The sequence below is a fragment of the Ilumatobacter sp. genome, assembly GCF_965215205.1.
Lineage (GTDB): Bacteria > Actinomycetota > Acidimicrobiia > Acidimicrobiales > Ilumatobacteraceae > Ilumatobacter_A.
On the sequence record NZ_OZ244049.1, the window covers coordinates 1,470,470 to 1,494,063 of the forward strand.

The following is a 23,594-nucleotide window of genomic DNA, read 5'->3' on the forward strand; positions in this document are numbered from 1 at the left end:
TCCGGGTCGGGGCTCCGGCTCCGAGGTCGTCCCCGTGACGCGACGGAGCCGCCGGACCGGGTCCGGCGGCTCCGTTCGTCGTGCGGTGGGTGGCGGCTCGGCCGCCGTGGCTCAGACCGCGAGGATGCGCTCGGCGTCGTCGCGCAGGCCGGCGACGGCGCGCGAGACGAGGCGGCGGGCGGCCTCGGCGGTCACGCCCAGCTGCTCGCCGACCTCACGGAAGCTCTTGCGCTCACCGTCGACGAGCCCGAAGCGGGACTCGACGGCGAAGCGGGCACGGGCGTCGAGGGTGTCGAGCAGCTCGTCGAGCAGGTCGCTCTCGACGAGGGCCATCACGGCGTCCTCCGGCGTGGTGTCGCCGTTCGCCATCAGGTCGCCCAGGGTCGCGTCGCCATCGTCGCCGACCGTCTTGTCGAGGCTCACCGGGGTGGTCAGGCGGTGCAGCTCGGCGTTCTGCTGGTCGAGCGTCTCGCCGTCGCCCGACGCCTGGCGCAGCGCGGCGCGCAGGCTGGCCGAGCGGTCTCCCGGGATGCGGATGAGGCTGGCCTTCTGGTCGAGCGCACGACCGATGGCCTGGCGGATCCAGAAGGTCGCGTAGGTCGAGAACTTGAACCCGCGGCGCCAGTCGAACTTGTCGACGGCGTGCTCGAGGCCCAGGTTGCCCTCCTGGATGAGGTCGAGCAGATCCATCCCCTGGGGCAGCGGGTACCGGCGGGCGATCGAGACCACCAGGCGGAGGTTGGAGCGGATGAAGCGATCCTTCGCCTTCGCCGCCTCACGCACCTGGCGCTTCAGCGCCACACCCCGCTTGCCGTTGTCGAGGGCCTCCTGGGCTTCGCGCCCGGCCTCGATGGTGCGCGACAGCTCGCGCTCGTCCTCGGCGGTGAGGAGGGGGACCTTGCCGATGTCGTTCAGGTAGAGACCGATGGAGTCATTCATGATGCTTCGTACAACCATTCGTGGTGTTGTTCATTCCGGCGGGGGGTTGTGCCGTCAGGCACACGATCGGCGAGGGGCGCGCTCGCGTCGGCGATAACGAGGGTGCGCTCGGGGGGGAACGAGCCGATGAGAGAGGATTCCCGGAGGAACCTCGATCGAAACCGGGGGGTGATGTGGGGGACGTTTCACAGTAACAAGGTTGTCAACCCCCACCCCCGCCTGATTCGGGATCGGAGCGCTGGATGCGTCCCGTCGCCTCCTACAGTGGCGGATCGTGCCCGAACCGACCGGAACGCCGCGCCGGGTGGGCCTCTTCGGCGGGACGTTCGATCCACCCCACGTCGGCCACCTGGTCACCGCCGTCAACGTCCGCCACGCGCTGGAGCTCGACGTGGTCGTGATGATGGTCGCGAACGTCCCGTGGCAGAAGGAGGGGACCCGACGCATCACCCCGGCGATCGATCGCCTGGCGATGGTCGAGGCCGCCGTCGACGGCGTGCCCGGCCTGGAGGCCGGTCGTCACGAGATCGACCAGGGCGGGAACAGCTACACCGCCGACACGCTCGTGGCGCTCGGTCGGGACCATCCCGGAGCGGAGCTGTTCACGATCGTGGGAGACGACGCGGCGGCGGGGCTCCACTCGTGGGAACGCAGCGCCGAGGTGGTGCGACTCTCGCACCTGGTCGTCGTCGATCGACCGGGGGCACCGGTGGAGCTCGACGGGTCCGTGGAGTGGATCCGCGTCGAGGTCCCCCGCCTCGACGTGTCGAGCACCGACCTGCGCGCCCGCTTCGGCGACGGTCGCCCCCTCGACTACCTCGTCACCGACGACACCTTGGCGGTGATCGCCGAGCGATCGTCGTACGGCGAGGCGCTGCGATGACGGCGGACCCACGTCGTCGACGCCAGGCGACCGTCGTCGGCGCGGTCGTGGTCTCGGCGTCGCTCGTGGCGGTGGTCGCCGTCGCAGCGCTGGCGGTGACGACGCTGCGGTCGTCGCGCGAGGGGCGTGCCCCCGACGTCGACGATCGCACCGTGGCGCTCTACCCCGACACCCCGAACGCCGCGATCGGCATCGTCGACGACCTCGACCGGTTGACGTCGCTGGTCGTCGCGACGCTCGACCCCTCCGGTCGCGGGGGGAGCCTCGTGGTCGTGCCGGTCAACGCCGACGCCTCGAACGGCGTCGGCGTCGAGCGCCGCCCGATCAGCAGCCGTCCCTTCGCCGCCGGCGACCCCGAGCAGGCCGCCCAGATCGCACGCGACCTCGAGCCCCTCCTCTCGACCACGATCGAGCGATCGGCGGTGCTGGGTCCCGCGGAGCTGAGCGAGCTGCTCGCACCGCTCGCACCCCTCGAGGTCGACCTCCCCGAGACGGTGGTCGACGTCGACACCGTCGGATCCGGGGTCGTGGCGCCCGCCGGCGAGGCCGTGCTGGACGTGGACCAGGCCGTCGCCGTGCTCACCGCGATCTCGGCCGACGGGGACGCCTACGACCACCACGACGTCGACGTCGCGCTGTGGCGAGCGGTCGCCGACGCGTCGGGGCGCTCGGCGGGAGGCGACGACGATCCGGCCGCCCCGCCGCCGTCGGTCGACGAGCTGCTCGCACGACTGCTCGCCGGGCCGGTCGAGGCGCGCGATCTCGGGATCAACGAGACGGCTCGCGTGGAGAACGAGACCGACGCCGACTTCGTGATCCTCGACCGGGTGGACGCTCTGCTGGTGTTCGCCTCCGTCTCGCCGGCGCTGGTCACGACCCCGAACGACTCGTTCTCCTTCCGACTCGTGGCCGGCTACGACGACGAGCAGATCGCGACCCTCGGCCGGGACGGGCGTGGCGCGGAGGTGACGAAGGAGGCCATGGTTGCGCGCGTCATCGCCGAGCTGCTCTTCGCCGGCGCCGACGTGGTCGCGGTGGACCTGGTGCCGATGCCCGACGGGGTCCCCGAGACGACCCGCATCGAGGTGTCCCAGGAACCCTTCGTGGAGGGGGTGGCCCCGATCGTCGACGCGCTGCTCACGGGGGCGGAGGTGAGCGTCGCGGAGGAGCTGATCGACAAGACCGACGTCGTGGTCGTCCTCGGAGCGGACTACCTCGAGGCCCGTCGCGAGGTGTTCGCCCGCGAGGCGGCCGCCGGTGCCCCGACGACCGACGGCGAGTCCGGGCCGGTGGGCACCGCGGCGCCCGCGAGCGAGCCGCCCGGGTCGACGCCCCCGGCCACCGCCACCGGCGGCACCGGTCGCGCGGATCCGAGCGGTGTCGGGACCGTCGACCCGACACCGGACGGCACCACGGCCGGGTCCACGACCTCGCCGGGTACGGTCGGTACCGATGGCTGACGACGACGGTGCGCTCGAGGGCGACGACGACGGCCGTTCGCTGGCCGTGCTCGCGGCGCGGACGGCGGACGACAAGAAGGGCGACGACATCGTCATCCTCGACGTGGGCCGGGTGCTCGCGATCGCCGGGTGGTTCGTGATCGTCAGCGCGAGCAACGGTCGACTCGTGCAGACGATCGCCGAGGAGGTCGAGGCCGCGGCGAAGTCGTCGATGGATCGTGCGCCCGTGCGCACCGAGGGCCACCGCGAGAAGCAGTGGGTGCTCATCGACTACGGCGACGTCGTCGTCCACGTGTTCCACCAGGAGATGCGTGACTTCTACGAGATCGAGCGCCTCTACGGCGACGTCCCACGCCTCGCGTGGGCACCCGCCTGACGCGTCCGACGCGAAACACGTTCGATTCGCCCGACGGTGCGATAGCGTCGTCGGCTGCACATCTCGGGGCTATAGCTCAGTTGGTAGAGCGCTTCCATGGCATGGAAGAGGTCAGGAGTTCGATTCTCCTTAGCTCCACACCGAGGCACGAGGGGCCCGGGGTCGACCGCCGCCCCCGGGGGGTCGCCGTGCGGGCTCGGGCTGACGGCGGTGGCGGGGAGGGTCCTACGATCGGCCGGTGCGCATCGGCATCTTGACCCGCGAGTACCCGCCCGACGTCTACGGCGGTGCGGGCGTCCACGTCGACTTCCTCGTCCGTGAGCTGGCGAAGCTCGCCGAGGTCGACGTGCACTGCATGGGCGACGACCGCCCGGGCGCCACGGCCCACAGCGAGCACCCTCCGACGCTGGAGGGCGCGAACGCCGCGCTGCGCGTCCTCGCCGCCGACCTGTCGATGGCCGACGCCACGGCGGGGTGCGACGTCGTGCACTCCCACACCTGGTACGCCAACATGGGCGGCCACCTCGCCAAGCTGCTCCACGACATCCCCCACGTCGTCACCTCCCACTCGCTCGAGCCGCAGCGCCCGTGGAAGGCCGAGCAGCTCGGCGGCGGGTACCGCGTGTCGTCGTGGGCCGAGCGCACGGCCTACGCGGCGGCCGACGCCGTGATCGCCGTCAGCCACGGCTCCCGGCGCGACGTGATGGCGGCGTACCCCGACCTCGACGAGGCGAAGGTGCACGTCGTGCACAACGGGATCGACACCGACTTCTACCGCCCCGTCGCCGAGACCGACGTGCTCGACCGCCTCGGCGTCGACCTCGGTCGTCCCTCGGCGGTGTTCGTCGGGCGGATCACCCGCCAGAAGGGGGTGCCGCACCTGCTGCGCGCCGCGCTCGACTTCGACGACGACGTGCAGCTCGTCCTGCTCGCCGGAGCGGCCGACACCCCCGAGCTGGCCGCCGAGACCGACGATCTCGTCGAGGCCCTGCGCCGCGAGCGCGACGGCGTCCACCTCGTGTCCGAGATGCTGCAGCGCACCGACGTCCGCCAGGTGCTCACCCACGCGACGGTGTTCGTCTGCCCGTCGGTGTACGAGCCGCTCGGCATCGTCAACCTCGAGGCGATGGCGTGCGAGACGGCCGTCGTCGCCAGCGACGTCGGAGGGATCCCCGAGGTCGTCGCCGACGGGCGCACCGGGCGACTCGTCCACCACGACGAGAGCGACCCGGGCGCCTTCGAGGCCGATCTCGCAGCGGCCGTGAACGAGGTGGTCCGCGACGGCGGGGAGGCCGAGCGGATGGGCGCCGCGGGGCGCGAGCGCGCCGTCACCGAGTTCGGCTGGGACATCGCCGCCGAGCGGACGATGGACGTCTACCGCGACGTGCTCTGAGCGACGACGGCGATCGCCCCGTCGTCGCGGCGCGCCCGCTCGACCGTCGGGTCAGCGGTGCGACCGAGGAACGCGGCGTGCTCGACGACGCGCCGCCCGAGGCCGTCGAGGACCGGGCCGTCGAGAGCCGCCCCGTCGAGAGCCGACCCGCCGAACGGCTGGATCGACACGGCGAGCTCCGTCGTCTTCGCGGTCGCCGACCAGGTCGCGACCACCTCGCCGTCGACCACCACGATCGGCCGGAACACGCCGTTGCGGCCGGGCACCACCAGCGCGGCGTGGGCGTCGTCGAGGACGGCGTCGCGGCTGCGGTACCCGAGGAGGTACTCGTCGAACGCCGGGAGCAGCAGCGGTTCGGCGAGCGCCGCCTCGACGTCGTCGCCGCCGAGGTCGGCCGCGCCGGTCGGGACCAGGTACGCGGCGCCGTCGATCTCGACGTGCTCGAGGGCGTCGCCGGCGACGTCGATGCCACGGCGGACGTCACCCATCGCCAGGTTCGACCACCACCCGAGGCACGCCGGGGTGACCGGCCCCCGGGCGGTGACGAACCGGATGGCGAGCTCCGCCAGCGCGGCGTCGCCCTCGGCTCGACGCGGATCGGCGATCCACGCATCGGCCAGGGCGAACGCGTCGTCTCGGCCACGGGGCTCGGCGAACACGATCGCCATCGCCTCGGTGAGGTGCCGCAGCACGTGACCCGCCTGGCTCCCGTCGAGCTCGGTCCCCGCCGCGGCGCACGCCGCCACGAGCTCGCCGCGGGTGCGCGTCGCGCCACCGGCGAGCTCGGACCGCACGATCCGCTCGACCTCGGCGACCATCTCGGCGGTCACGCCGATCGAGGAGCGTCGCTTCACCGCCGCGGCGATCGAGCGCGGCGTCTGCAGCGCGCTGAGCCACCGCAGGTCCTCGGGTGCGGTGATCTGCAGCGTCCCCCGCGACGGGCGGTTGCGCACGATGGTGCCCTCGGCGAGCGACGCGAGGACCTCCGACCCGTCCGGACGACCATCGGTGCGCAGCGAGATCGCCGCCGTCGCCGCCGTCCGGTCCTGCGCCTGCAGGGCGAGCATCCCGGCGACGGTCGACGGGATCGACGGCCACCGGCGACCGGCGACCAGCCCCTGGTGCCGGAGCCGCAGGGCCCGCACGAGGCGGGTGCCGGCGGACGTGCTCACGTCCGCGAACGTAGCGGAACCCGACGGAGCACCCGGCGGTCATCGCACCGCCTGACGAGCGCGCCGTCGACCGACGCCCGATCGGCCGGCGATCAGCCGTGGCGAGCCGCGTCGAGGACGCGGCGCATGCCGTCGGCCGCGGCGCCCACGTGGCTGGCGGGGGAGCGGCGCGGGTCGGGCCCCCACACGTCGTCGTCGCACACCTCGAGATCCCACGGGACGTCGACGCCCACCTCGACGAGGAGCGAGACGAACGCCTCGACGTCGAACTCCCCCTCGCCGGGAGGCACCCGGTGGCGCAGGCAGTCCTGCTTGTAGTCGTCGAGCGTCGGTGCGATCGATCCGTCGCTCATCTGGACGGCGACGATCGAGGCCGGCGGGAGGCGGCGGATCAGGTCGAGGTCGTCGGCGCCGCGCGCGTGGTGCCACACGTCGACGCACACCCCGCCGTTCGGTCGGTCGGCGCCCTCGACGATGGCGAGGGCGTCGGCGGCGTCGACCACGTTCGTGAACGGCAGGAACTCGAGCCCGACGAGCGCTCCGTGGTCGAGCGCGCGGTCGCACAGCGCACCGAACGCCACCGCCGCGTCGGCGGGGGTGCCGTCGACGGGGCCGATCGCCTGCACGTAGGGCACCTCGAACTCGTCGACCAGCTCCCACACGAACGCCTCGAAGGCGCGGTACTCCGCCGTCGGCCGCGCGGCGCCCCAGCCGGCCAGCACCTCGACCTCGGCGAACGCGACGTCGTGGACGTCCAGCAGCTCGTGCAGCTCGCGGAGATCGAAGCCGTCGTCGACCACCCGGCGCAGCTCGCCCGCGAACAGCCCCACCCCCGCGAAGCCCGCCCCGGCGGCGAGCGCGATCCGATCGTCGAGGGGGTGCTCGCGGCCGAGGGTGAAGTGGCTCATCACCAGATCCGACCCGTCGAGCCCGCGCGGGCGGAGCCCCGATCCGAGCGCCGGGGTCACTCCGTCGACCCACCTGCGTCGGCGCCGTGGTCGGGGTCGACGTCGGGTGCGACGATCGTGTCCCGCTCTCGACGCTGCCCCACCGTCGTTGTATACATGGACCATGGTCCACATCCCGACACGAGGTGACGTTCCGGTCCGGCTCGGCGACGACGTCCGACTGGTCCCCGACTACGGCCCGAGCACGATGGACGCCGACGTGTACCGAGACCCGGTCCGCTTCGAGCTCGAGCGCGAGCGCGTGCTCTCCACCCACTGGATCCTCGCCGGCCGCTCCGAGCAGGTGAGCGACACCGGTGACTGGCTGACGTTCGAGGGCCACGGCGAGACCGTCGTCGTCACCCGCCAGGACGACGGATCGCTCGCGGCGTTCCACAACGTCTGCCAGCACCGCGGCCCCGCGATCGTCGGCGAGCTGTTCGGCTGCGGCGCCCGGCGGTTCACCTGCCCGTACCACGGGTGGGTGTACGACACGACCGGCCTCGTCGTCGGGGTCCCCGAGAAGGGCGACTTCGACCCCGACCACCTCGACGGGCTGCGTTCACCGGCGGTCGCGGTCGACGAGTGGGGCGGGTGGGTGTGGATCAACCTCGCGGGACCCGAGGCCGCGCCCCCGCTCACCGAAGCGATCGGGGAGGAGATCGTCGCCGACCTCGGGCGGTTCGAGATGGAGGGCATGGTCCTCCACGAGGTCGCCGAGTGGGACGTCCCCGTGAGCTACAAGGCGATCGTCGACGGCTTCAACGAGATCTACCACACCAAGGCGCTGCACGGCGTCGACGGCGAGTGGGTGAAGGCGGCCCGCCAGGCGTCGTTCCACATCCTCGGCGACAACTACATGTGCTTCGTCCCCCGCTCGGACAAGCTCGACGACCTGGCGCAGGACCCCGATCACCACCGCTTCGCGATCTGCCACTACGTCGTGTTCCCCAACACGGTGTTCAACTGCAACCCGGGCCACGTGCAGGTGTTCAACCCGATCCCGATCGACGTCGACCGGACGCGGTTCCTGTGCTGGGAGCTGATCTACCCCGGCGACCACGACGACCCGGAGTACGCGTCGTACCACGAGACGACGATGCGCCAGTGGGACCGGCTGCAGAAGGTCGTCGGCGAGGACATCGCGATCTACGAGCAGCTCGAGCGGACGAAGCGCTCCAGCGGCTACACCCGCAACATCCTCAACGAGCGGGAGTGCAAGATCGCCCACTACCACGAGAACATGGACGCGAAGATCCGCGACTGATCGCGACGCGGGCCGCCGCGACCCCGACCGTCGGCTTCGGCGCCCGCCCCCGTGCGCTCACCAACGCATGATCGCGCCGACGCCGTCGTTGACGACGGCGACGTTCGGCACCACCCGGATGTCCGCCCCCGAGCGGAGCGCGCCGGCGACGCAGTGGTCGACGAAGCGCGTCTCGGCCGGATCGTCGAGCACCTCGGTCGGGTCCGCGTCGTCCACGAGGAGCAGCTCGACGCGCCCCTCGGCCAGCGCGGAGGAGATCTCGCCCGGGCTGTAGCCGCCCGGCGACGACGCACGCTCCTTGACGTCGTCGATCGCCGCCATCGAGTCGCGCGCCGCGATGTCGGCGGTGTGGCGGACCACGTCGGCGGCGATGCCCTCGGCGTCACCCGATTCGATGCCGACCACGACGACGTCCGCGTGCTGCCCGCGGCCCTCGACGACCTCGCGGAGCCCCTCCACGACCATCGAGCGCGCTCGCGTCGGCCCGGTCACCGCCACCAGGCGGGCGCCGGAGCGGTCGACGGTCTCCATGGTCGCCTCGACCACGTCGGCGGCGTTCTCCTCCCACGTGTTCTCCGCGCGCTGCTGGAAGCGACGCTGCGACCACCCGCCCGGGTGCCCGCGGTGGATGTGCTCGGTGTCGCCCTCGACCGTCTCGGTCTCGAGGACGGTCCCGCCGTCGAAGGAGACGATGTCGGCGCCCGCGAGGTCGCACTCGACCACGACGTGGCCGATCGTCCGCTGGCGGGCGTCGAGCAGGGGGACGAGGCGGGGGAGCGGACCCTGGAAGACCGACGCGCCGTGCACCTCGTCGGCGATGAACTCGACGTGGGTCGGCCCGCCGAGGCGGCGCACGGCGATGACCGCGGCGCCCGCGTCGTGGGGGAGGTCGTCGAGGTCGGCGACCAGTTCGTCCCGATCGTCGTCGGGCCAGTCGCCGGGGATGGCGCGGACCACGTTCTTGCGCTCGATGTCGAAGCGGTGGGCGGCGTCGGGGTGCGCGCTCGGAGCCGGCAGGGCGATCGTCAGGTAGGGCCCCTCACCGTCGAGGAGGTCGCGCAGATCGGCCGTGTCGGTGCTCATGGCTCCCTCGTGCCCGGCGACCCGGTTCGCGAAACGTCGAGCGCCACGGGGGGTCACGGCGCGGCCGCGAGGAGGGCGACGAAGGCGTCCTCGACGTGGCGGCGGAACTCGTCGGGTTCGTCGATCGCGGCCGGGTCGAGGAACAGGCCGATGTCGAACTTGCCGTTCAACGACAGGGCGGTGATGTTCCCGCCGGTGCCGGCGACCGGTCCCATCGGGATCGTCGCCTCCACCTCGGCGCCCGAGCAGTAGACGGCGAACGGGGCGCCGCGCAGGTTGGAGGTGGCGAAGTCGATCCGCGACGCAGCGCTGCGCGCCGCCGAGGTGACCATCGACGTCGGGAGCAGGTTCGCGACCCCCGACAGCCCGGTCATGCCACCGGTGCGCTGGGCGCGGTCCTTGGCCGACTCGGTCGCGGCGACGATCGACGCGACCCGTTCGGCCGCTCCCATCGCGCCGGCCGGGAGCTTCACCGGGACCGGGGTGAAGGCGTTGCCGCCGGCCCTCGCATCGGTGCGCGTGCTGATCACGAAGCTGGTGTTGATCGTGGCGATCTCGACGTCGCGCTCGGCGTGGTAGCGGTGGGCGGCCTCGGCGAGCCCGGCCAGGAACGCGTCGTTGACGGTGCCGCCGCCGAGCTTGCCGATGCGCTTGAGGTCCTCGACATCGAGGCGCACCCAGTCGAAGTGGCGGTGGCGGGAGCGCTTCGTCCACAGCGGCGACCCGCTCGGGCCCTCATCGTCGTCGGACGGGCGGAGCTGGTCGACGGCGCCGCGGACGGTGTCGACCGCCGTCCCCACCACCCCGCCGATGCGCGACGGATCCGCCCCCCACATCGCGAGCTCACCCAGGACCCGGCGTCCGATCCCGACCTGGCGTCGTGCGAGGTGGGTGGTCGACGCCTGGAGGGTCGTGCGAGCGCTGGTCGCGAGGTCGCCGCCCACCTCCTTCGCCCGGGCCCGGCCGATCGCGGCGTCGATGATCCCCTCGAGGTCGACCTCGTCGGGAGGTGGTGCGTCGCGCTCGTACTGCTGGTACAGCTCGGCCATCCGCAGCTGGCCGATCCCGTCGGACACGGAGTGGTGGATCATGCTCCAGATCGCCGCGGCTCCGTCCTCCAGGCCTTCGATGACGACGAACCTCCACAGCGGGCGTGTCCGGTCGAAGGGCTCCTCGTAGAGCCGGGTCGCGAGGTCGAACAGCTGGCGCTTGGTGCCCGGCGACGGCAGCACCACGCGGCGGAGGTGGAAGTCGAGGTCGAACTCGGGGTCGGGCACCCAGGCCGGGGTCGACAGGCGGGCGAAGCCGGGCACCACGCGCTGGTAGAGCCGCGGCGTCTTCGCGATCCCGGCGCGCAGCGTGGTGCGGAACGCGTCCATGTCGAGCGGCCGGTCGAGGAGCACGAGCGAGCCTCCGCTGGGGTTCAGCCACGGGTCCTTCTCGACGTTCCACATCAGCGCCTCGTGCTCGCTCATGCGGGCCGCGTCGTCGGTCTCTCGTTCTCGTCGTGCCATGGTCGTCGTCTCCGTGTGCGTGGGGCCGGGTGTGAGGGACTGCTCGGGCGCCGGTCAGGTGTCGGTTCCGGGCCGACGGTCGACCTCGGCGTTGGGGTCGCCCCGATAGCCGGGTGGGAAGGTCCGCATCAGCTCCTCCTCGGTCGGTTCCCGGTGCTCGCGCGCCTCGTCGGGGAGCAGGTCGACGAGGGCCCGCATGATCCGCTGGGTGTCGGCGTCCGGGCTCCGGTACTTCAGGTCGACCGGCTCGCCGACGGTCGCGCTGACCGGCGGCCGCTCGGTGGGGTTCACGTCCGGGAGAGGCTGGCTGCGCGGCCACACCCGCTCGGTGCCCCACAGCCCGACGGGGATCACCGGGGCGTGGGTGCGAGCGGCCAGCTTCGCCGCGCCCCAGCGGCCCCTCAGCTCGGGCTCGAAGAACGCGGGCCCGCGCGGGATCGTGCCCTCGGGGGCGATCATCACCAGCTCGCCGCCGTCGATGGCGCGGGCGGCGGCCTCGAGCGGCTCGTCCGAACCCGACGCCCGCTCGACGCGGATCCCGCCGGAGCTCTCCATCATCCGCCCGATCAGGGGGACGTCGAACACCTCCTTCTTGCCGAGGCCGCGCACGTTGCGCCCCGCCCGGGCGATCAGCAGACCCATGACGGTGGGGTCGAAGTACGAGCGGTGGTTGAACACCACGATCGCCGGCCCCTCCGCGGGGATGTTGTCGACCCCGTGGAACGTGATGTCGGCGTAGGGCGCGACGATCTCGGGGCGCATCAGCGGGCGGGTCCACTCCTGGAGCTCTCGGCCGCCGAACTTCGCGATCCCGTCGCTCTTGTCGAAGTGGCGGATCTTCCAGCCGCGGATGCGCGCCGTGGCCTCGAGGCGCAGGTCGGGGTTCACCGCGACCGGGGTGCCGACGAGGTCGAGCAGGGGGGCGTCGTAGTAGCTGTCGCTGTAGGCCGTGCTGCGGTCGAGGCGGACGTCGTTCGCCTCGGCCCACTCGCGCACGGCCGTCGCCTTGGCCGGCCCCCACACGAACGATCCGTCGATCTCGCCGGTGTAGGAGTCGCCGTCGTGCTTCCAGGCCGTCCCCACGACCCCGTCGAACGCGAGGGCGTCCGCGAGCGGCTTGGTGAACGCGATCGGCGACGTCGAGGCGAGCACCAGCAGGTCGCCGGCATCGCGGTGCTCCTCGATGGCGGTGCGCGCGAACGGGAGCACGAGCTCGAGCAGCTCCTCGGCGGCCAGCGCCGCCGCCTCGTCGACGTTGATCCGCGGCCACCCGGCGGCTGCACGCACCCCGAGCTTGGCGGGCTGCATCAGCAGGCGCGACTCGCCGACGGTGTTGAACACGGCGCGCAGGGCACGAGAGAAGCCCTCCGCCACCGGTGCCGCGAACGGGACGCTCGACTCACCGCGCAGGCCGGCCTGGGAGATGTGCTTCATGAAGATCGGCGTCGACGACTCGGCGATCAGGGTTCGGTCGAGATCGAAGATGGCAGCGGATTGCATGTGTGGTCTCCCCTCGTGACCCCGGCTCCGACGGTGCTCGACCGAACGGGGCGGGTGCGCTCGTGCCCGGCCATGAGCCTGCCACCCCCACCGTGCAATACTGAAACCAGCGGTACCGAGAGGGGACGCCGCACGACGAGGGGGATGGATGAACTGTGCACACGTGGTCGTCGACCACGCAGCCGACCGGCCGGCCCTGATCACGGCCGACGCGACGATCACCTACGGCCGCCTGCGCGCCCTCGCCGCCGACCTGCAGGACGATCTCGCGGGACGCGGGATCGGTGAGGGCACGGTGGTGGCGCTGGCGATCGGCAACGACGTCGACTTCGTCGTGGCGTCGCTCGCGGTGCTCGGCCTCGGCGGCGTGGTGATGCCGCTCAACCCCACCAGCCCCCTCCCCGAGCTGATCCGCAAGATGGAGGTCGCCTCCCCGTCGGCCCTCCTCGTCGGGCACGCCGGCTCCGGCTACCTCGGCCACGACGACGAGATCGGCGTCGAGGTCGTCGACCTGACCGAGCGCGGCGCGGCCGACGGGTCCGACGCCGACGTGCGCGTCGTCGATCGCGACGACGGCGACGCCGCGTTCTACATGGCCACCAGCGGGGTCTCGGGCGACGCCAAGGTCGCCGTGCTGAGCCACGCCAACCTCGACTGGGTCCAGCAGGCGCTGCTCGAGACGGAGCCCACCATCACCAGCGACGACGTGCTGCTCGGCCTGCTCCCGTTCGCGCACATCTTCGGACTCAACGTCGTCCTGCTCACCGGGCTGCGCGCCGGTGCCTCGATCGTGCTGATGGACCGCTTCGACGCCGTCGACAGCCTCCGGGCGGTGCGCGAGCACGGGGTGACGATCATGAACGGCGCTCCCCCGATGTGGCAGCGCTGGGCCGAGGCCGACGCCCCCGACGACTCGCTCGCCACGGTCCGCCTGGCGGGGTCCGGTGCGGCGGCGCTCCCGCTCGGGGTGTTCGAGACGATCCGCGACCGCTACGGCGTCGAGATCTCCCAGGGGTACGGCCTGACCGAGACGTCCCCCGTCGTCACCACGGGGCGGGGCCGGGAGATCCGGCCGTCGTCGGTCGGCTGCCCGATCGACGGCGTCGACGTCGCGCTGGTCGACGCGTCGGGGACGCCGGTCGACGTGGGAGACGAGGGCGAGATCGTCGTGCGCGGCCCCGGGGTGTTCGTCGGCTACCTGGACGACGTCGAGTCGACCGACGCCGTGCTCTCCGAGGACGGCTGGCTGTGGACCGGCGACGTCGGGATCTTCGACGACGACGGATACCTCTACCTCGTCGATCGGATCAAGGACATCGTCATCGTCTCGGGGTTCAACGTGTACCCCGCCGAGGTCGAGACGGTGCTCATGCGCCACCCGGGGGTGAGCGGCGCGATCGTCACCGGCACCGAGGACATCCGCACCGGTGAGACGGTCGTCGCCCACGTCTCGGGCGAGGCGACCGAGGAGGAGCTCGTGGCGCACGCCGACGCGAACCTGAGCCGCTACAAGCGGCCGACCCAGTACCACTTCGTCGACGAGCTCCCCATCGCTCCGAACGGCAAGGCGATCCGGAGGGCGCTGCGATGATCACGAGGGTTCCCGACTACCGCTTCGAGTCCGCGCCCGAGCTCCCCGGCGCCGACCGCCTCGCGCGCCTCATCTTCGGCGGGATGCGCCACCTCTCGTTCGGGTTGTGGGACTTCCGCGTCGAGGGCCGCGAGAACGTCCCGATCGAGGGGCCGGGCATCATCTGCCCGAACCACCTCTCGTTCTGCGACTCGGTCTTCGTCCCCGCCGCGCTGCCGCGCCGGGTGTGGGCGATCGGCAAGGGCGAGTACATGGACAGCTGGAAGACGCGCTACATCTTCCCGGCCATGGGGATGATCCCCGTCGACCGCTCCGGCGGTGACGCCGCCAAGGCCGCTCTGGACACGGCAGCGAAGGTCCTCGACAACGGCCACCTGTTCATGATCTACCCCGAGGGCACGCGCTCGCGCAGCGGCGACCTGCACAAGGGCCGCACCGGAGCGGCGCGCCTCGCGCTGCGCTGCGACGCGCCGATCATCCCGGTCGGGCACCGGGGCACGGTCGAGGTGCAGCCCCCCGACTCGGTGGTGATGAAGCCCCGGCGGACGGTCACCGTGCGCTTCGGCGAGCAGATGCACGTCGACGACTTCGGCGATCGCGACGACCCGCGCACGTTGCGCGCCTACACCGACGCGGTGATGTTCGAGATCTCGCAGCTCTCCGGGCAGACCTACGTCGACGAGTACGCGGGCTCGTCGTCGTCGTCGGGGAGCTCCGGCTCGGACTCGCGCCCGAGCGACGAGGAGGCGCGGATCACCCCCGACCGACCCAGCGTCGTCGGGACCGGTCCGTCGACGATCCCGTCCCCCAAGGGGCCGAGCCGACCCCGTGGAGGCTCACGCCCGGGCGGCGACGGCGCGGACCCCGACACATCGACCCCGCCGACGATGCCCGAGATGCGCCGTCGCCGGGGCGGCACGGCGGATCAGGCCCGGATCGGGGCCTGAGCGGCGGAGCCGGCGGCCCCGGTCGGCCGTTCAGACGACGACGTTGATCATCCGGCCGGGGACCACGATGACCTTGCGCGGCGACTCGCCGTCGAGCGCGTCGAGCACCCGTGCATCGGCCAGCGCGAGGGCCTCGACGTCGCCGGGGGAGGCGTCGACGTCGACGACGACCTTGCTGCGGACCTTGCCGTTGATCTGGATCGGCATCTCGACGGTGTCGTCGACGAGCAGATCGGGATCGGCGACGGGGAAGTCGCAGTAGGTGATCGTGCCGCCGGTCCCCGTCGAGCGGCCGAGGCGTTCCCACAGCTCCTCGGCGAGGTGGGGGACCAGGGGGGCGAGCATCAGCACCATCGGCTCGGCCACCTCGCGCGGGGTGGCCGCGAGCTTCGTCACGGCGTTGTTCAGCTCGATCAGCTTCGCGATCGCGGTGTTGAACCGCAGCGCGCCCATCTCGGTGCCGACGACGTCGATCGTGCGGTGCAGCAGGCTCCGGGTGGCGTCGTCGGCGGGCTCGTCGGTGACCACGCACGCGCCCGTCGCCTCGTCGACGACGTTGCGCCAGAGTCGCTGGAGGAAGCGGTACATCCCGACCACGTCGCGCGTCTCCCACGGGCGCGACGCGTCGAGCGGACCCATCGCCATCTCGTAGAGGCGCAGGGTGTCGGCGCCGTACGCGTCGTACATCTCGTCGGGCGAGACGGCGTTCTTCAGGCTCTTGCCCATCTTGCCCCACTCGCGGGTGACGGGTTCGCCGGCGAAGGTGAACCCCGACTCCGCGTCGCCTTCGACCTCGGTCGCCTCGACGTAGATCTCGCGCTCGTCCTTGAACGCCGCGGCCTGGATGTAGCCCTGGTTGAACAGGCGGGCGTAGGGCTCGACCGAGCTCACGTGGCCGAGGTCGTAGAGGACCTTGTGCCAGAAGCGGGAGTACAGCAGGTGGAGCACGGCGTGCTCGACGCCTCCGACGTAGAGGTCGATCCCGCCGGGGTGGTCCGCACGCACGTCGGTGCGCGGGCCCATCCAGTACTCCTCGTTCTCGCGCGCGCAGAAGCGCTCGTCGTTCGTGGGGTCGATGTAGCGCAGCTGGTACCAGCACGACCCGGCCCACTGGGGCATGACGTTGCTGTCGCGGCGGTAGGTGCGCGTGCCGCGCCCGTCACCGAGGTCGAGCTCGACCTCGACCCACTCCCCGAGCCGGTCGAGCGGGCTCTCGGGGTCGGACATCGCGTCGTCGGGGTCGAAGGTGCGCGGCGAGAAGCGGTCGGTCTCGGGGAGCTCGACGGGCAGCATCTCGTCGGGGACGGTGCGGGGTCGGCCCTCGTCGTCGTAGACGATCGGGAACGGCTCGCCCCAGTAGCGCTGGCGGCTGAACAGCCAGTCGCGCAACTTGTACGTGACCGTGGCGCGCCCCGCTCCGCGCTCGGCAAGCCAGCTCGTCGTGGCGGCGACCGCCGCCGCGATGTCGGCCATCCCGTCGAGGACGAGATCGCCGTTGGTCGAGTCGACGTACTCCCCGTCTCCGACGAACGCCTCGGGCCAGCGCGACGTGTCGAGCGTCGGCTCGACGTCACGCGCCGAGAACCACGCGTCGGGGGGGCGCTGGATCGCCGGGATCGGGAGGTCGTGCGCGCGGGCGAAGTCGAAGTCGCGCTGGTCGCCGCTCGGGACGGCCATGATCGCGCCGGTCCCGTAGCCCATCAGCACGTAGTCCGCGATCCAGATCGGGATCGACCGGCCGTCCACCGGGTTCACCGCGTCGGATCCGGTCGCCGCACCGGTCTTCGTGCGCGAGTCGTCCTGGCGTTCGACGTCCTTCTTCGCGGCCGCCTCGGCGCGGTACGTCGCCACGGCGTCGGAGCGATCGTGGGTCGTCAGCTCGTCCACGAGCGGGTGCTCGGGCGACAGCACCAGGAACGACGCGCCGAACAGGGTGTCGGGGCGCGTCGTGAACACCTCGATCTCACCGGCGGGGGTGGAGAAGCTCACGGTCGCGCCGTGGCTGCGCCCGATCCAGTTGCGCTGCATCGACTTGATCGCCTCGGTCCAGTCGAGCAGCTCGAGGTCGTCGATCAGCCGGTCCGCGTACTCGGTGATGCGCATCATCCACTGGCGCATGCTCCGTCGGAACACGGGGAAGTTGCCGCGATCGGAGCGGCCGTCGACGGTGACCTCCTCGTTCGCGACCACGGTGCCCAGCCCCGGGCACCAGTTCACCGGGGCCTCGCTGACGTACGCGAGCCGGTGGTCGTCGACCACGGCGGCGCGCGCCGCGTCGTCGAGCTCGCTCCACGGGTGACCGTCGGGGGTCGCCCGATCACCCGACTCGAGCTCGGCGACCAGCTCGGAGACGGGCCGCGCCGTGCCGCGCTCGCGGTCGTACCACGACTCGAAGATCTGCGAGAAGATCCACTGGGTCCAGCGGTAGTAGGAGGGATCGGTCGTCGACACCGAGCGGCGGGTGTCGTGGCTCAGCCCGAGGCGACGCAGCTGGCGCCGCATGTTCGCGATGTTCGCGTCGGTGGTGATCGCCGGGTGGGTGCCCGTCTGCACCGCGTACTGCTCGGCGGGCAGGCCGAACGCATCGAACCCCATCGTGTAGAGGACGTTGCGACCCGTCATGCGCTGGTAGCGCGAGAACACGTCGGTGCCGATGAACCCGAGCGGGTGGCCGACGTGGAGGCCGACGCCGGACGGGTAGGGGAACATGTCCTGCACGAAGAGCTTCTCGCCGCGTCGGGCGAGGGCATCCGGGTCGGCGAGGGGCCCGACGGGGTTCGGCGTCTCGAACGTGCCCCGCTCGTCCCAGCGATCCTGCCACGTCGACTCGATCGTCTGCGCGAGCTCGGCGGTGTAGCGGTGGGGTGGGGTGTCGGGGGTGGCCGCGTCGTCGCTCGTCACAGCCGACCAGCCTAGGGTCGCGCCGGTGCGGCGACCGCCGACGATCGTTCCCGGATCGATGCGTGCGTCCCGGCTCGTCGGCGGTGGCGGGCGCCTGCCTACGGTCGGGCGATGGTCGAGGTGAACGGGTGGGTCGAGGACGGCTTCGGGGCGGTGGCGGACGCGTTCGCCGCCAACTTCGACGAGTACCCGAGCTCGGCGCCGGGTTCGCGCTGCGCGTCGACGGCGAGCTGAAGGTCGACGTCCACGCCGGGGTGGCCGACCGCGCCTCGGGTCGTGCGTGGGACGCCGACACGCTGGCGCTGGTGTTCTCGACGACGAAGGGGGCGGCGGCGATCTGCGTCGCGCGCCTGGTCGAGTCGGGGGCGCTGTCGTACGACGACGCGGTCGCGATGCACTGGCCCGAGTTCTCGGTCGCGGACAAGGGCGACGTCACGGTGCGTCAGGTGATGAGCCACCAGGCGGGCCTGCCGTACGTCGAGCAGCGTCTGGGGATGCACGAGCTGCTCGAGGTCACCCCGGTGGTCGAGGCGCTGGCACGGCAGCGACCGCTGTGGGAGCCGGGGACCGCGCACGGCTACCACGCCCTCACCTACGGCTGGCTGGTCGGCGAGCTCGTGCGGCGCGTCGACGGCCGATCGATCGGGACGTACCTGGCCGAGGAGGTGTCCGGCCCACTTGGCCTCGACCTGTGGATCGGTCTCCCCGAGTCCGAGGAGGGGCGGGTGGCGACGCTCGCGACCGCGCCGGCTCCGACGGACCCCGAGGAGATCGCGCTGATGATGCAGGTGATGGGCCCCGGGACGATGGGGTTCAACGCGCTGACGATGAGCGGGGCGCTCGCCGCCTTCGGCGGAGGGCCGAACCCGTTCAACACCCGCGAGCTGCACGCGACCGAGATGCCCGCCGCCAACGGGATCACGAACGCGGCCTCGCTCGCGACGATGTACGCCGCGACGATCGGCGAGGTCGACGGCGTCCGCCTCGTGTCCGACGACACGATGCGCACGATGTCCGCCGAGCAGGTCGACGGGCCCGACCGCTCGCTCGTCGCGGAGTCCCGGTTCGCGCTCGGCTTCATGCTCGACAACGCCCTCGTCCCGCTGCTCGGCCCGAACGCGTTCGGCCACGCCGGCGCCGGGGGCTCGCTCGGTCAGGCCGATCCCGACACCGGGGTCGCCACCGGGTACGTCATGAACCAGATGCTCGCCGGGATCGCCGGTGACCCTCGCCCCGTGCGCCTCGACGACGCCGTGCGCTCCTGCCTCTGATCGGCGATCGCCCGGAGGCCGGGAGCGATCAGAGGATCTCGGACACGGTGCGGTCGGCGACCCGCATCATCCCCTTGCACTCCACCTTGGCGGCGATCAGGGACTCGTCGGCCTCCACGAGCAGATCGCCGAACGCCGCCGTGGCGGAGTCGCCCACGGCGAGGCCCCCGCTGACGCCGAGAGGGCACTGGGGGAGCTCCACGCGCAGGCGCTCGCCGAGCCGGTCGACCACCCGGCGGGAGATCTCGATCGCGCTCGCCAGGTCGTCGACGCGAGACGCCACGACGAACTCGTCGCCGCCCAGCCGCCCGACGAGATCCTCGCGCCGCGTCAGGCTCCGGAGCTCGCGACCGAGCAGGCGCAGCGCGTCGTCACCGACGTGGTGACCGTGGCGGTCGTTGAGCGCCTTGAAGCCGTCGAGGTCGAGCACGAGCACCGACAGCAAGCCGGTGCGGTTCGCGAGCTCGGCGACCATCTCGGCGCCGTCGGCGTCGATCCCGCGTCGGTTCGCCAGCCCGGTGAGAGCGTCCGTCGCCGCCTGTCCGGCGAGCACGTCGATCGGGCGGGTCACCCGCGTGAGCACGAACAGGGCGCCCAGCATCACGACGGTCCCACCGATCATCACCTTCAGCATCGTCGACTGCTGGTTGGTCGCGACGTCGGTCGCCGCGGCCTCGTCCTGGTGGAGGTGGAGCTCCCACCCCTTCCCCAGCGGACGCTCCATGTCGACCACGACCGCGAGATCGCGACCGGACGCCGTGTCCACCCGACCGACGGTCCCCGTCGGGACGTCGGGAGGGGTCATGCCCGCCTCGGCCGCGGTGGGCAGTTCGGGAGCGTCGGGGGCGCGGGGGCCCGACGTGGGGAGCGTGCGGTCCTCCATGTCCGGGTTGCCGATGACGTGATCCCCGGCGACGATCATGGTGTTGTGCCCCTCGATCACGTCGAGGTCGTCGAGGATGCGGTCGAGTCCGGACAGGCGGACGTCCACGCCGACGACGGCGGCGATCTCCCCGTCGACGACGTGCGCCCGGCTCCCGGTCACGCCGGGTTCACCGGAGAAGAAGAAGGTGTAGGGATCGGTCCAGATCAGATCGCGAGCGGTGGGGGAGCCGGCGACGAGGCGGTACCACGGTCGCTGAGTGGGGTCGTAGCCGCTGTCGGTCGAGCGCGTCGTCGAGGTCGGCTGGAGGTACGAGTCGTAGGACGTCTTCGTGACGATGCGGTCCGGGCCGGAGGCGGCCATCCTGGTCGACCCGAACGCCCCGCCCTCGGTCGGGTGCGCCGTCACGGACAGGAAGGCGCCGTCCGGGTAGCCGACGTGCACCGACGAGATGTGCTCGAGGTTCGCGAGCCTGGTCAGCAGGTAGAGCTCGAGCTCGCGGTCGTCGGCGGAGATGATCCCCTCGTCGAGCAGGCGGACCGTGTCCTCGACGATGCGCTCGCCGGGCGCCATGAACCCCGAGATCCGCTCCACGGTCACCTGGGCCTCGACGGCCAGCGATCGCGCGGCGGCCTCGACCGAGGCGGTGCGCGCCGCTCCTCCGATGACGATGATCGCGAGGACCTGGAGCACGAACATCGCGCACGCCGCCACCGCCAGGACGGTGCCTCGTGGAGAGGAGGGCCGGAGGAGTCGGGACGGGGCGGTGGCCTGGTTCACATCCCGTTCATCGGCCCCCGCGCCCGCGTCTTGAGGAAGATCTGACGGATCCTTGCGGAGACGCTCAGACGCTGAACCGGCACGGCATGCGCTTGATGCCGTTGATGAACCCCGACACGAGCCGGTCCGGCTCGCCGGTGACCTCGAGGTCGGGGAGCTCACGGAAGATGGCGTCGTACATCACCTGGATCTCGCGGCGGGCGAGGTTCGCGCCGAGGCAGAAGTGCGGCCCGCCGGCCCCGTAGCCGGCCATGTCGCGGGTGTTCGGCCGGGTGATGTCGAAGCGGTGACCGTCCTCGAACACGGCCTCGTCGCGGTTGCCCGACCAGTACCACATGACGACCTTCTCGCCGGCGGCGATCTCCGTCGAGCCGACGCGCACGTCCTCGTTGGCCACGCGCCGCATGTGGATGACGGGCGACGACCAGCGCACGATCTCGTCCGCGGCGGGCAGCGACAGCTCGTCGAAGTTCGATCGCAGCAGCTCGCGCTGGTCGGGGTGCGCGGTGAGCTGGTGCATCCCCCACGAGATCGCGTTGCGGGTCGTCTCGTTGCCGGCGACGGCGAGCAGGATGAAGAACGACCCGAACTCGGCGGGGGTGAGGCGCTGGCCGTTGACCTCGGCGTGCATCAGGATCGAGGTGATGTCCTCGCGGGGGTGCTCGAGGCGGTCCTCGCCGAGGCGCTGCGCGTACTCGAACATCCCGGCCGCGCCCGTGATCAGGCCGTCGAGGTCGAGGGCGAAGTCGGGATCGCCGGCGCCGAGGATGACGTTCGTCCACTCGAAGATCTGCTGCTCGTCCTCGGGCGGCACGCCGAGCATGTCGCAGATCACCTGGAGGGGGAGCGGCGCGGCGAAGGCCTCGACGAAGTCGACCTCGCCGTCGGTCCGCTTCGCGGCGTCCACGAGCTCGCGCGCACGGACGCGCACCGACTCCTCGATCGCCGCCACGGTCTTCGGGGTGAAGCCCTTCTGGACCAGCATCCGGAACTTCGCGTGGCGGGGGTCGTCCATGACGATCATCGACCCGAAGAACTCGAGCGTCTCGGGGCTGGTCTCGCCGAGGGTGATCCCTCCGGCGGAGGAGAACAGCTGGGCCTTGCGGTTGACCTCACGGATGTCGTCGTAGGTGACGGCGGACCAGAAGCCCGGCCCCTTGACGGCCCCCTCGATGACCGAGATCTCCTCGTGGAAGCACATCCCGTCGCCGTCCTTCGACTCGGCGCGCAGGGCGCGGAACGCCTCGTCGCGCTCGACGAGCGGACGGGTCCAGAACTCGTTGCTCCCCGGGTGGATGTCGCCGATCGTGCGGTGCTCGGGCATCCACCCATCCTGGCAGCCCACCGATCGCCCGGTGCGACCGGGACCCGGTGCTCCCTCGCCTTCGCGCGCCGACGATCCCGCTGCCTCCCTGCGCCGCACCACCTACGCTGCGCCCGGTGGCGACCGAGATCACCTGCCCTCGCTGCTCGACCGACGACGCGCTGAGCGGCGAGCCCCTCGACGACGGGCGGATCCGGTTGACGTGCTCCTCGTGCCGGGTGTCGTGGGAGCGAGACCCCCGTCCGCGCTGCCCGACCTGCGGTGGCGACGACCTGTACCACCGCCCCCAGGTGATCCTCGAGCGGTCCCGGGGCACGCAGATGTCGGTGCAGGGGATCCACGTCGAGCACGGGTGCTGGGCCTGCGAGCCGCCGGAGGTGAAGGTGCGCGGGGGACGGACCCACCACCTCCCCGACCGCCTCGACGGCAGCCAGTGAGCTCACGGCGATCGACGGGGTCGGCCGTCTCGCGTCTCGCCGCGGACCGCGCCGACGGGCGTCGCGGCGGGGAGCGGTCGGTGCGCAGCGAGATCGCGGCCGCCACCGCGCCCCTGGCCGGTGGCGTCACCGAAGCGGGCCACCCCCCCCGGGGGGGTCGGAGCACCGTCCCGGATCCGTTCTCGAGCCGCTCGGCTCGACCGCTGCGCGCCGACGCCCGGACGGCGCCTCGAGGCCGTGCGGATCGTATGCTCGACGGTCGATGGGAGACGGCTGGGAGCGACGTCAGCAGCGCACGCGACGGGCGGTGATCGAGGCGACGGGCGCGCTGATCGGCGAGGCCGGGCTCGACGGCCTGAGGATGCGCGAGCTCGCGGAGCGGGCGGGGGTCGCCGTCGCCACCCTGTACAACCGCTTCGGCGACCGAGACGGCGTGATCGTGGCGTTCGTGGCGGACGGTCTCGACGAGCTCGAGGGCGAGCTCGACTCGCGGCCCGACGCCGGCCCGATCGACACGACCCGTGCCCTGTTCGACCTGCTCGACGAGACCGTCGGCGCCGCGCAGGGCGTGTGGCGCCCGATCTTCGCGTCGCTCAGGTCCGGCTCGGACACGCGCGACATGGGCGAGGTCGGTGACCGCGTGGTGGGCTACGTCCAGTCCGACCTCGGCAAGGCGGCCGCCGAGGGGCTGCTCGTCGAGGGTGTCGACGTCGCCGCCCTCGCCCGGCACGTCTTCGTGACCCGCATGGGCCGTCTCGAGAAGTGGGCGCACGGGGTGATCGAGTGGGATCCCTACCGCTCGTCGGCCGACCTCGCGCTCGAGCTCGCGCTGGCCGCGGTGCTCGTGGAACCCGGCCGCACCGAGGCGCTGCGCCGCTCCGGTGTGCTGGGCTGACCGGTCGTCGCCGGCCGGGCGATCGGGCCCG

The 23,594-nt window shown here is 72.1% G+C and carries 20 protein-coding genes and 1 tRNA gene; 12 read left to right on the forward strand and 9 right to left on the reverse strand.

Annotated features, from left to right (window positions below; genetic code table 11):
* Positions 1–111: 111 nt before the first annotated feature.
* A complete protein-coding gene (locus tag ACOOHC_RS06915; RefSeq protein ID WP_420453270.1) occupies positions 112–939 on the reverse strand; it encodes a sigma-70 family RNA polymerase sigma factor in 828 nt (275 codons plus the stop codon).
* Between the two features lie 274 nt (positions 940–1,213).
* Between ACOOHC_RS06915 and nadD the strand changes: the two genes are divergently transcribed.
* The 5 genes from nadD to glgA all read left to right on the forward strand — a co-directional run bounded on the left by nadD (position 1,214) and on the right by glgA (position 5,051).
* Entirely contained in the window at positions 1,214–1,822 is a 609-nt protein-coding gene (nadD, locus tag ACOOHC_RS06920; RefSeq protein ID WP_420453271.1) for a nicotinate-nucleotide adenylyltransferase, read from the forward strand.
* A complete protein-coding gene (locus tag ACOOHC_RS06925; protein WP_420453272.1) occupies positions 1,819–3,282 on the forward strand; it encodes a hypothetical protein in 1,464 nt (487 codons plus the stop codon). The genes nadD and ACOOHC_RS06925 overlap by 4 nt, the downstream gene beginning before the upstream one ends.
* Positions 3,275–3,658, forward strand: a complete 384-nt coding sequence (rsfS, locus tag ACOOHC_RS06930) for a ribosome silencing factor (protein ID WP_420453273.1) — start codon at positions 3,275–3,277, stop codon at positions 3,656–3,658. Before ACOOHC_RS06925 ends, rsfS begins: the two co-directional genes overlap by 8 nt.
* Before the next feature lie 65 nt (positions 3,659–3,723).
* Positions 3,724–3,796 (forward strand) — tRNA-Ala (locus ACOOHC_RS06935).
* A 100-nt stretch (positions 3,797–3,896) separates the two neighbouring features.
* On the forward strand, positions 3,897–5,051 hold the full coding sequence (gene glgA / locus ACOOHC_RS06940) for a glycogen synthase (RefSeq protein ID WP_420453274.1): 1,155 nt from the start codon (positions 3,897–3,899) through the stop codon (positions 5,049–5,051).
* On the opposite strand, the gene ACOOHC_RS06945 is transcribed toward glgA, so the two are convergent.
* Both ACOOHC_RS06945 and ACOOHC_RS06950 read right to left on the reverse strand, forming a co-directional pair.
* Positions 5,033–6,223, reverse strand: a complete 1,191-nt coding sequence (locus tag ACOOHC_RS06945) for a winged helix DNA-binding domain-containing protein (RefSeq protein WP_420453275.1) — start codon at positions 6,221–6,223, stop codon at positions 5,033–5,035. The genes glgA and ACOOHC_RS06945 overlap by 19 nt on opposite strands.
* Positions 6,224–6,315: 92 nt before the next feature.
* Entirely contained in the window at positions 6,316–7,131 is an 816-nt protein-coding gene (locus ACOOHC_RS06950) for a sugar phosphate isomerase/epimerase family protein (RefSeq protein ID WP_420453276.1), read from the reverse strand.
* Between the two features lie 163 nt (positions 7,132–7,294).
* On the opposite strand from ACOOHC_RS06950, the gene ACOOHC_RS06955 reads away from it, so the two are divergent.
* The gene (locus tag ACOOHC_RS06955) at positions 7,295–8,437 is read left to right on the forward strand and encodes an aromatic ring-hydroxylating oxygenase subunit alpha (RefSeq protein ID WP_420453277.1); all 1,143 of its coding nucleotides are present in this window, start codon (positions 7,295–7,297) and stop codon (positions 8,435–8,437) included.
* Positions 8,438–8,494: 57 nt separating this feature from the next.
* Here ACOOHC_RS06955 and ACOOHC_RS06960 read toward each other — a convergent pair whose 3' ends face one another.
* The 3 genes from ACOOHC_RS06960 to ACOOHC_RS06970 all read right to left on the reverse strand — a co-directional run bounded on the left by ACOOHC_RS06960 (position 8,495) and on the right by ACOOHC_RS06970 (position 12,534).
* Positions 8,495–9,520, reverse strand: coding sequence for a Vms1/Ankzf1 family peptidyl-tRNA hydrolase (locus tag ACOOHC_RS06960; RefSeq protein ID WP_420453278.1), 1,026 nt, complete (start codon positions 9,518–9,520; stop codon positions 8,495–8,497).
* A gap of 53 nt (positions 9,521–9,573) precedes the next feature.
* On the reverse strand, positions 9,574–10,995 hold the full coding sequence (locus ACOOHC_RS06965) for a wax ester/triacylglycerol synthase domain-containing protein (RefSeq protein ID WP_420453279.1): 1,422 nt from the start codon (positions 10,993–10,995) through the stop codon (positions 9,574–9,576).
* Positions 10,996–11,088: 93 nt separating this feature from the next.
* A complete protein-coding gene (locus ACOOHC_RS06970; protein ID WP_420453280.1) occupies positions 11,089–12,534 on the reverse strand; it encodes an HAD-IB family hydrolase in 1,446 nt (481 codons plus the stop codon).
* Positions 12,535–12,682: 148 nt separating this feature from the next.
* Here ACOOHC_RS06970 and ACOOHC_RS06975 point away from each other — a divergent pair, with 148 nt between their 5' ends.
* Together ACOOHC_RS06975 and ACOOHC_RS06980 are read left to right on the forward strand one after the other, a co-directional pair.
* Complete coding sequence (locus tag ACOOHC_RS06975) at positions 12,683–14,125, forward strand: class I adenylate-forming enzyme family protein (RefSeq protein WP_420453281.1); 1,443 nt, start codon at positions 12,683–12,685, stop codon at positions 14,123–14,125.
* On the forward strand, positions 14,122–15,072 hold the full coding sequence (locus ACOOHC_RS06980; RefSeq protein ID WP_420453282.1) for a lysophospholipid acyltransferase family protein: 951 nt from the start codon (positions 14,122–14,124) through the stop codon (positions 15,070–15,072). Before ACOOHC_RS06975 ends, ACOOHC_RS06980 begins: the two co-directional genes overlap by 4 nt.
* Positions 15,073–15,102: 30 nt before the next feature.
* Here the strand turns inward: ACOOHC_RS06980 and leuS are convergent, their stop codons facing one another.
* Positions 15,103–17,973 carry a leucine--tRNA ligase gene (leuS, locus tag ACOOHC_RS06985; protein ID WP_420453283.1) on the reverse strand — a complete coding sequence of 957 codons (2,871 nt, stop codon included), beginning with the start codon at positions 17,971–17,973 and terminating at the stop codon, positions 15,103–15,105.
* 111 nt (positions 17,974–18,084) lie between these two features.
* On the opposite strand from leuS, the gene ACOOHC_RS06990 reads away from it, so the two are divergent.
* The gene (locus ACOOHC_RS06990; RefSeq protein ID WP_420453874.1) at positions 18,085–18,207 is read left to right on the forward strand and encodes a hypothetical protein; all 123 of its coding nucleotides are present in this window, start codon (positions 18,085–18,087) and stop codon (positions 18,205–18,207) included.
* A complete protein-coding gene (locus ACOOHC_RS06995; protein WP_420453770.1) occupies positions 18,204–19,244 on the forward strand; it encodes a serine hydrolase domain-containing protein in 1,041 nt (346 codons plus the stop codon). The genes ACOOHC_RS06990 and ACOOHC_RS06995 overlap by 4 nt, the downstream gene beginning before the upstream one ends.
* Positions 19,245–19,272: 28 nt before the next feature.
* Here the strand turns inward: ACOOHC_RS06995 and ACOOHC_RS07000 are convergent, their stop codons facing one another.
* Together ACOOHC_RS07000 and ACOOHC_RS07005 are read right to left on the reverse strand one after the other, a co-directional pair.
* The gene (locus tag ACOOHC_RS07000) at positions 19,273–20,841 is read right to left on the reverse strand and encodes a diguanylate cyclase (protein WP_420453284.1); all 1,569 of its coding nucleotides are present in this window, start codon (positions 20,839–20,841) and stop codon (positions 19,273–19,275) included.
* A 130-nt stretch (positions 20,842–20,971) separates the two neighbouring features.
* Positions 20,972–22,231, reverse strand: a complete 1,260-nt coding sequence (locus ACOOHC_RS07005) for a cytochrome P450 (RefSeq protein WP_420453285.1) — start codon at positions 22,229–22,231, stop codon at positions 20,972–20,974.
* Positions 22,232–22,347: 116 nt separating this feature from the next.
* Here ACOOHC_RS07005 and ACOOHC_RS07010 point away from each other — a divergent pair, with 116 nt between their 5' ends.
* Both ACOOHC_RS07010 and ACOOHC_RS07015 read left to right on the forward strand, forming a co-directional pair.
* Positions 22,348–22,668, forward strand: coding sequence for a hypothetical protein (locus ACOOHC_RS07010; protein WP_420453286.1), 321 nt, complete (start codon positions 22,348–22,350; stop codon positions 22,666–22,668).
* Positions 22,669–22,930: 262 nt separating this feature from the next.
* Positions 22,931–23,563, forward strand: a complete 633-nt coding sequence (locus tag ACOOHC_RS07015; protein ID WP_420453287.1) for a TetR/AcrR family transcriptional regulator — start codon at positions 22,931–22,933, stop codon at positions 23,561–23,563.
* Positions 23,564–23,594: the final 31 nt, after the last annotated feature.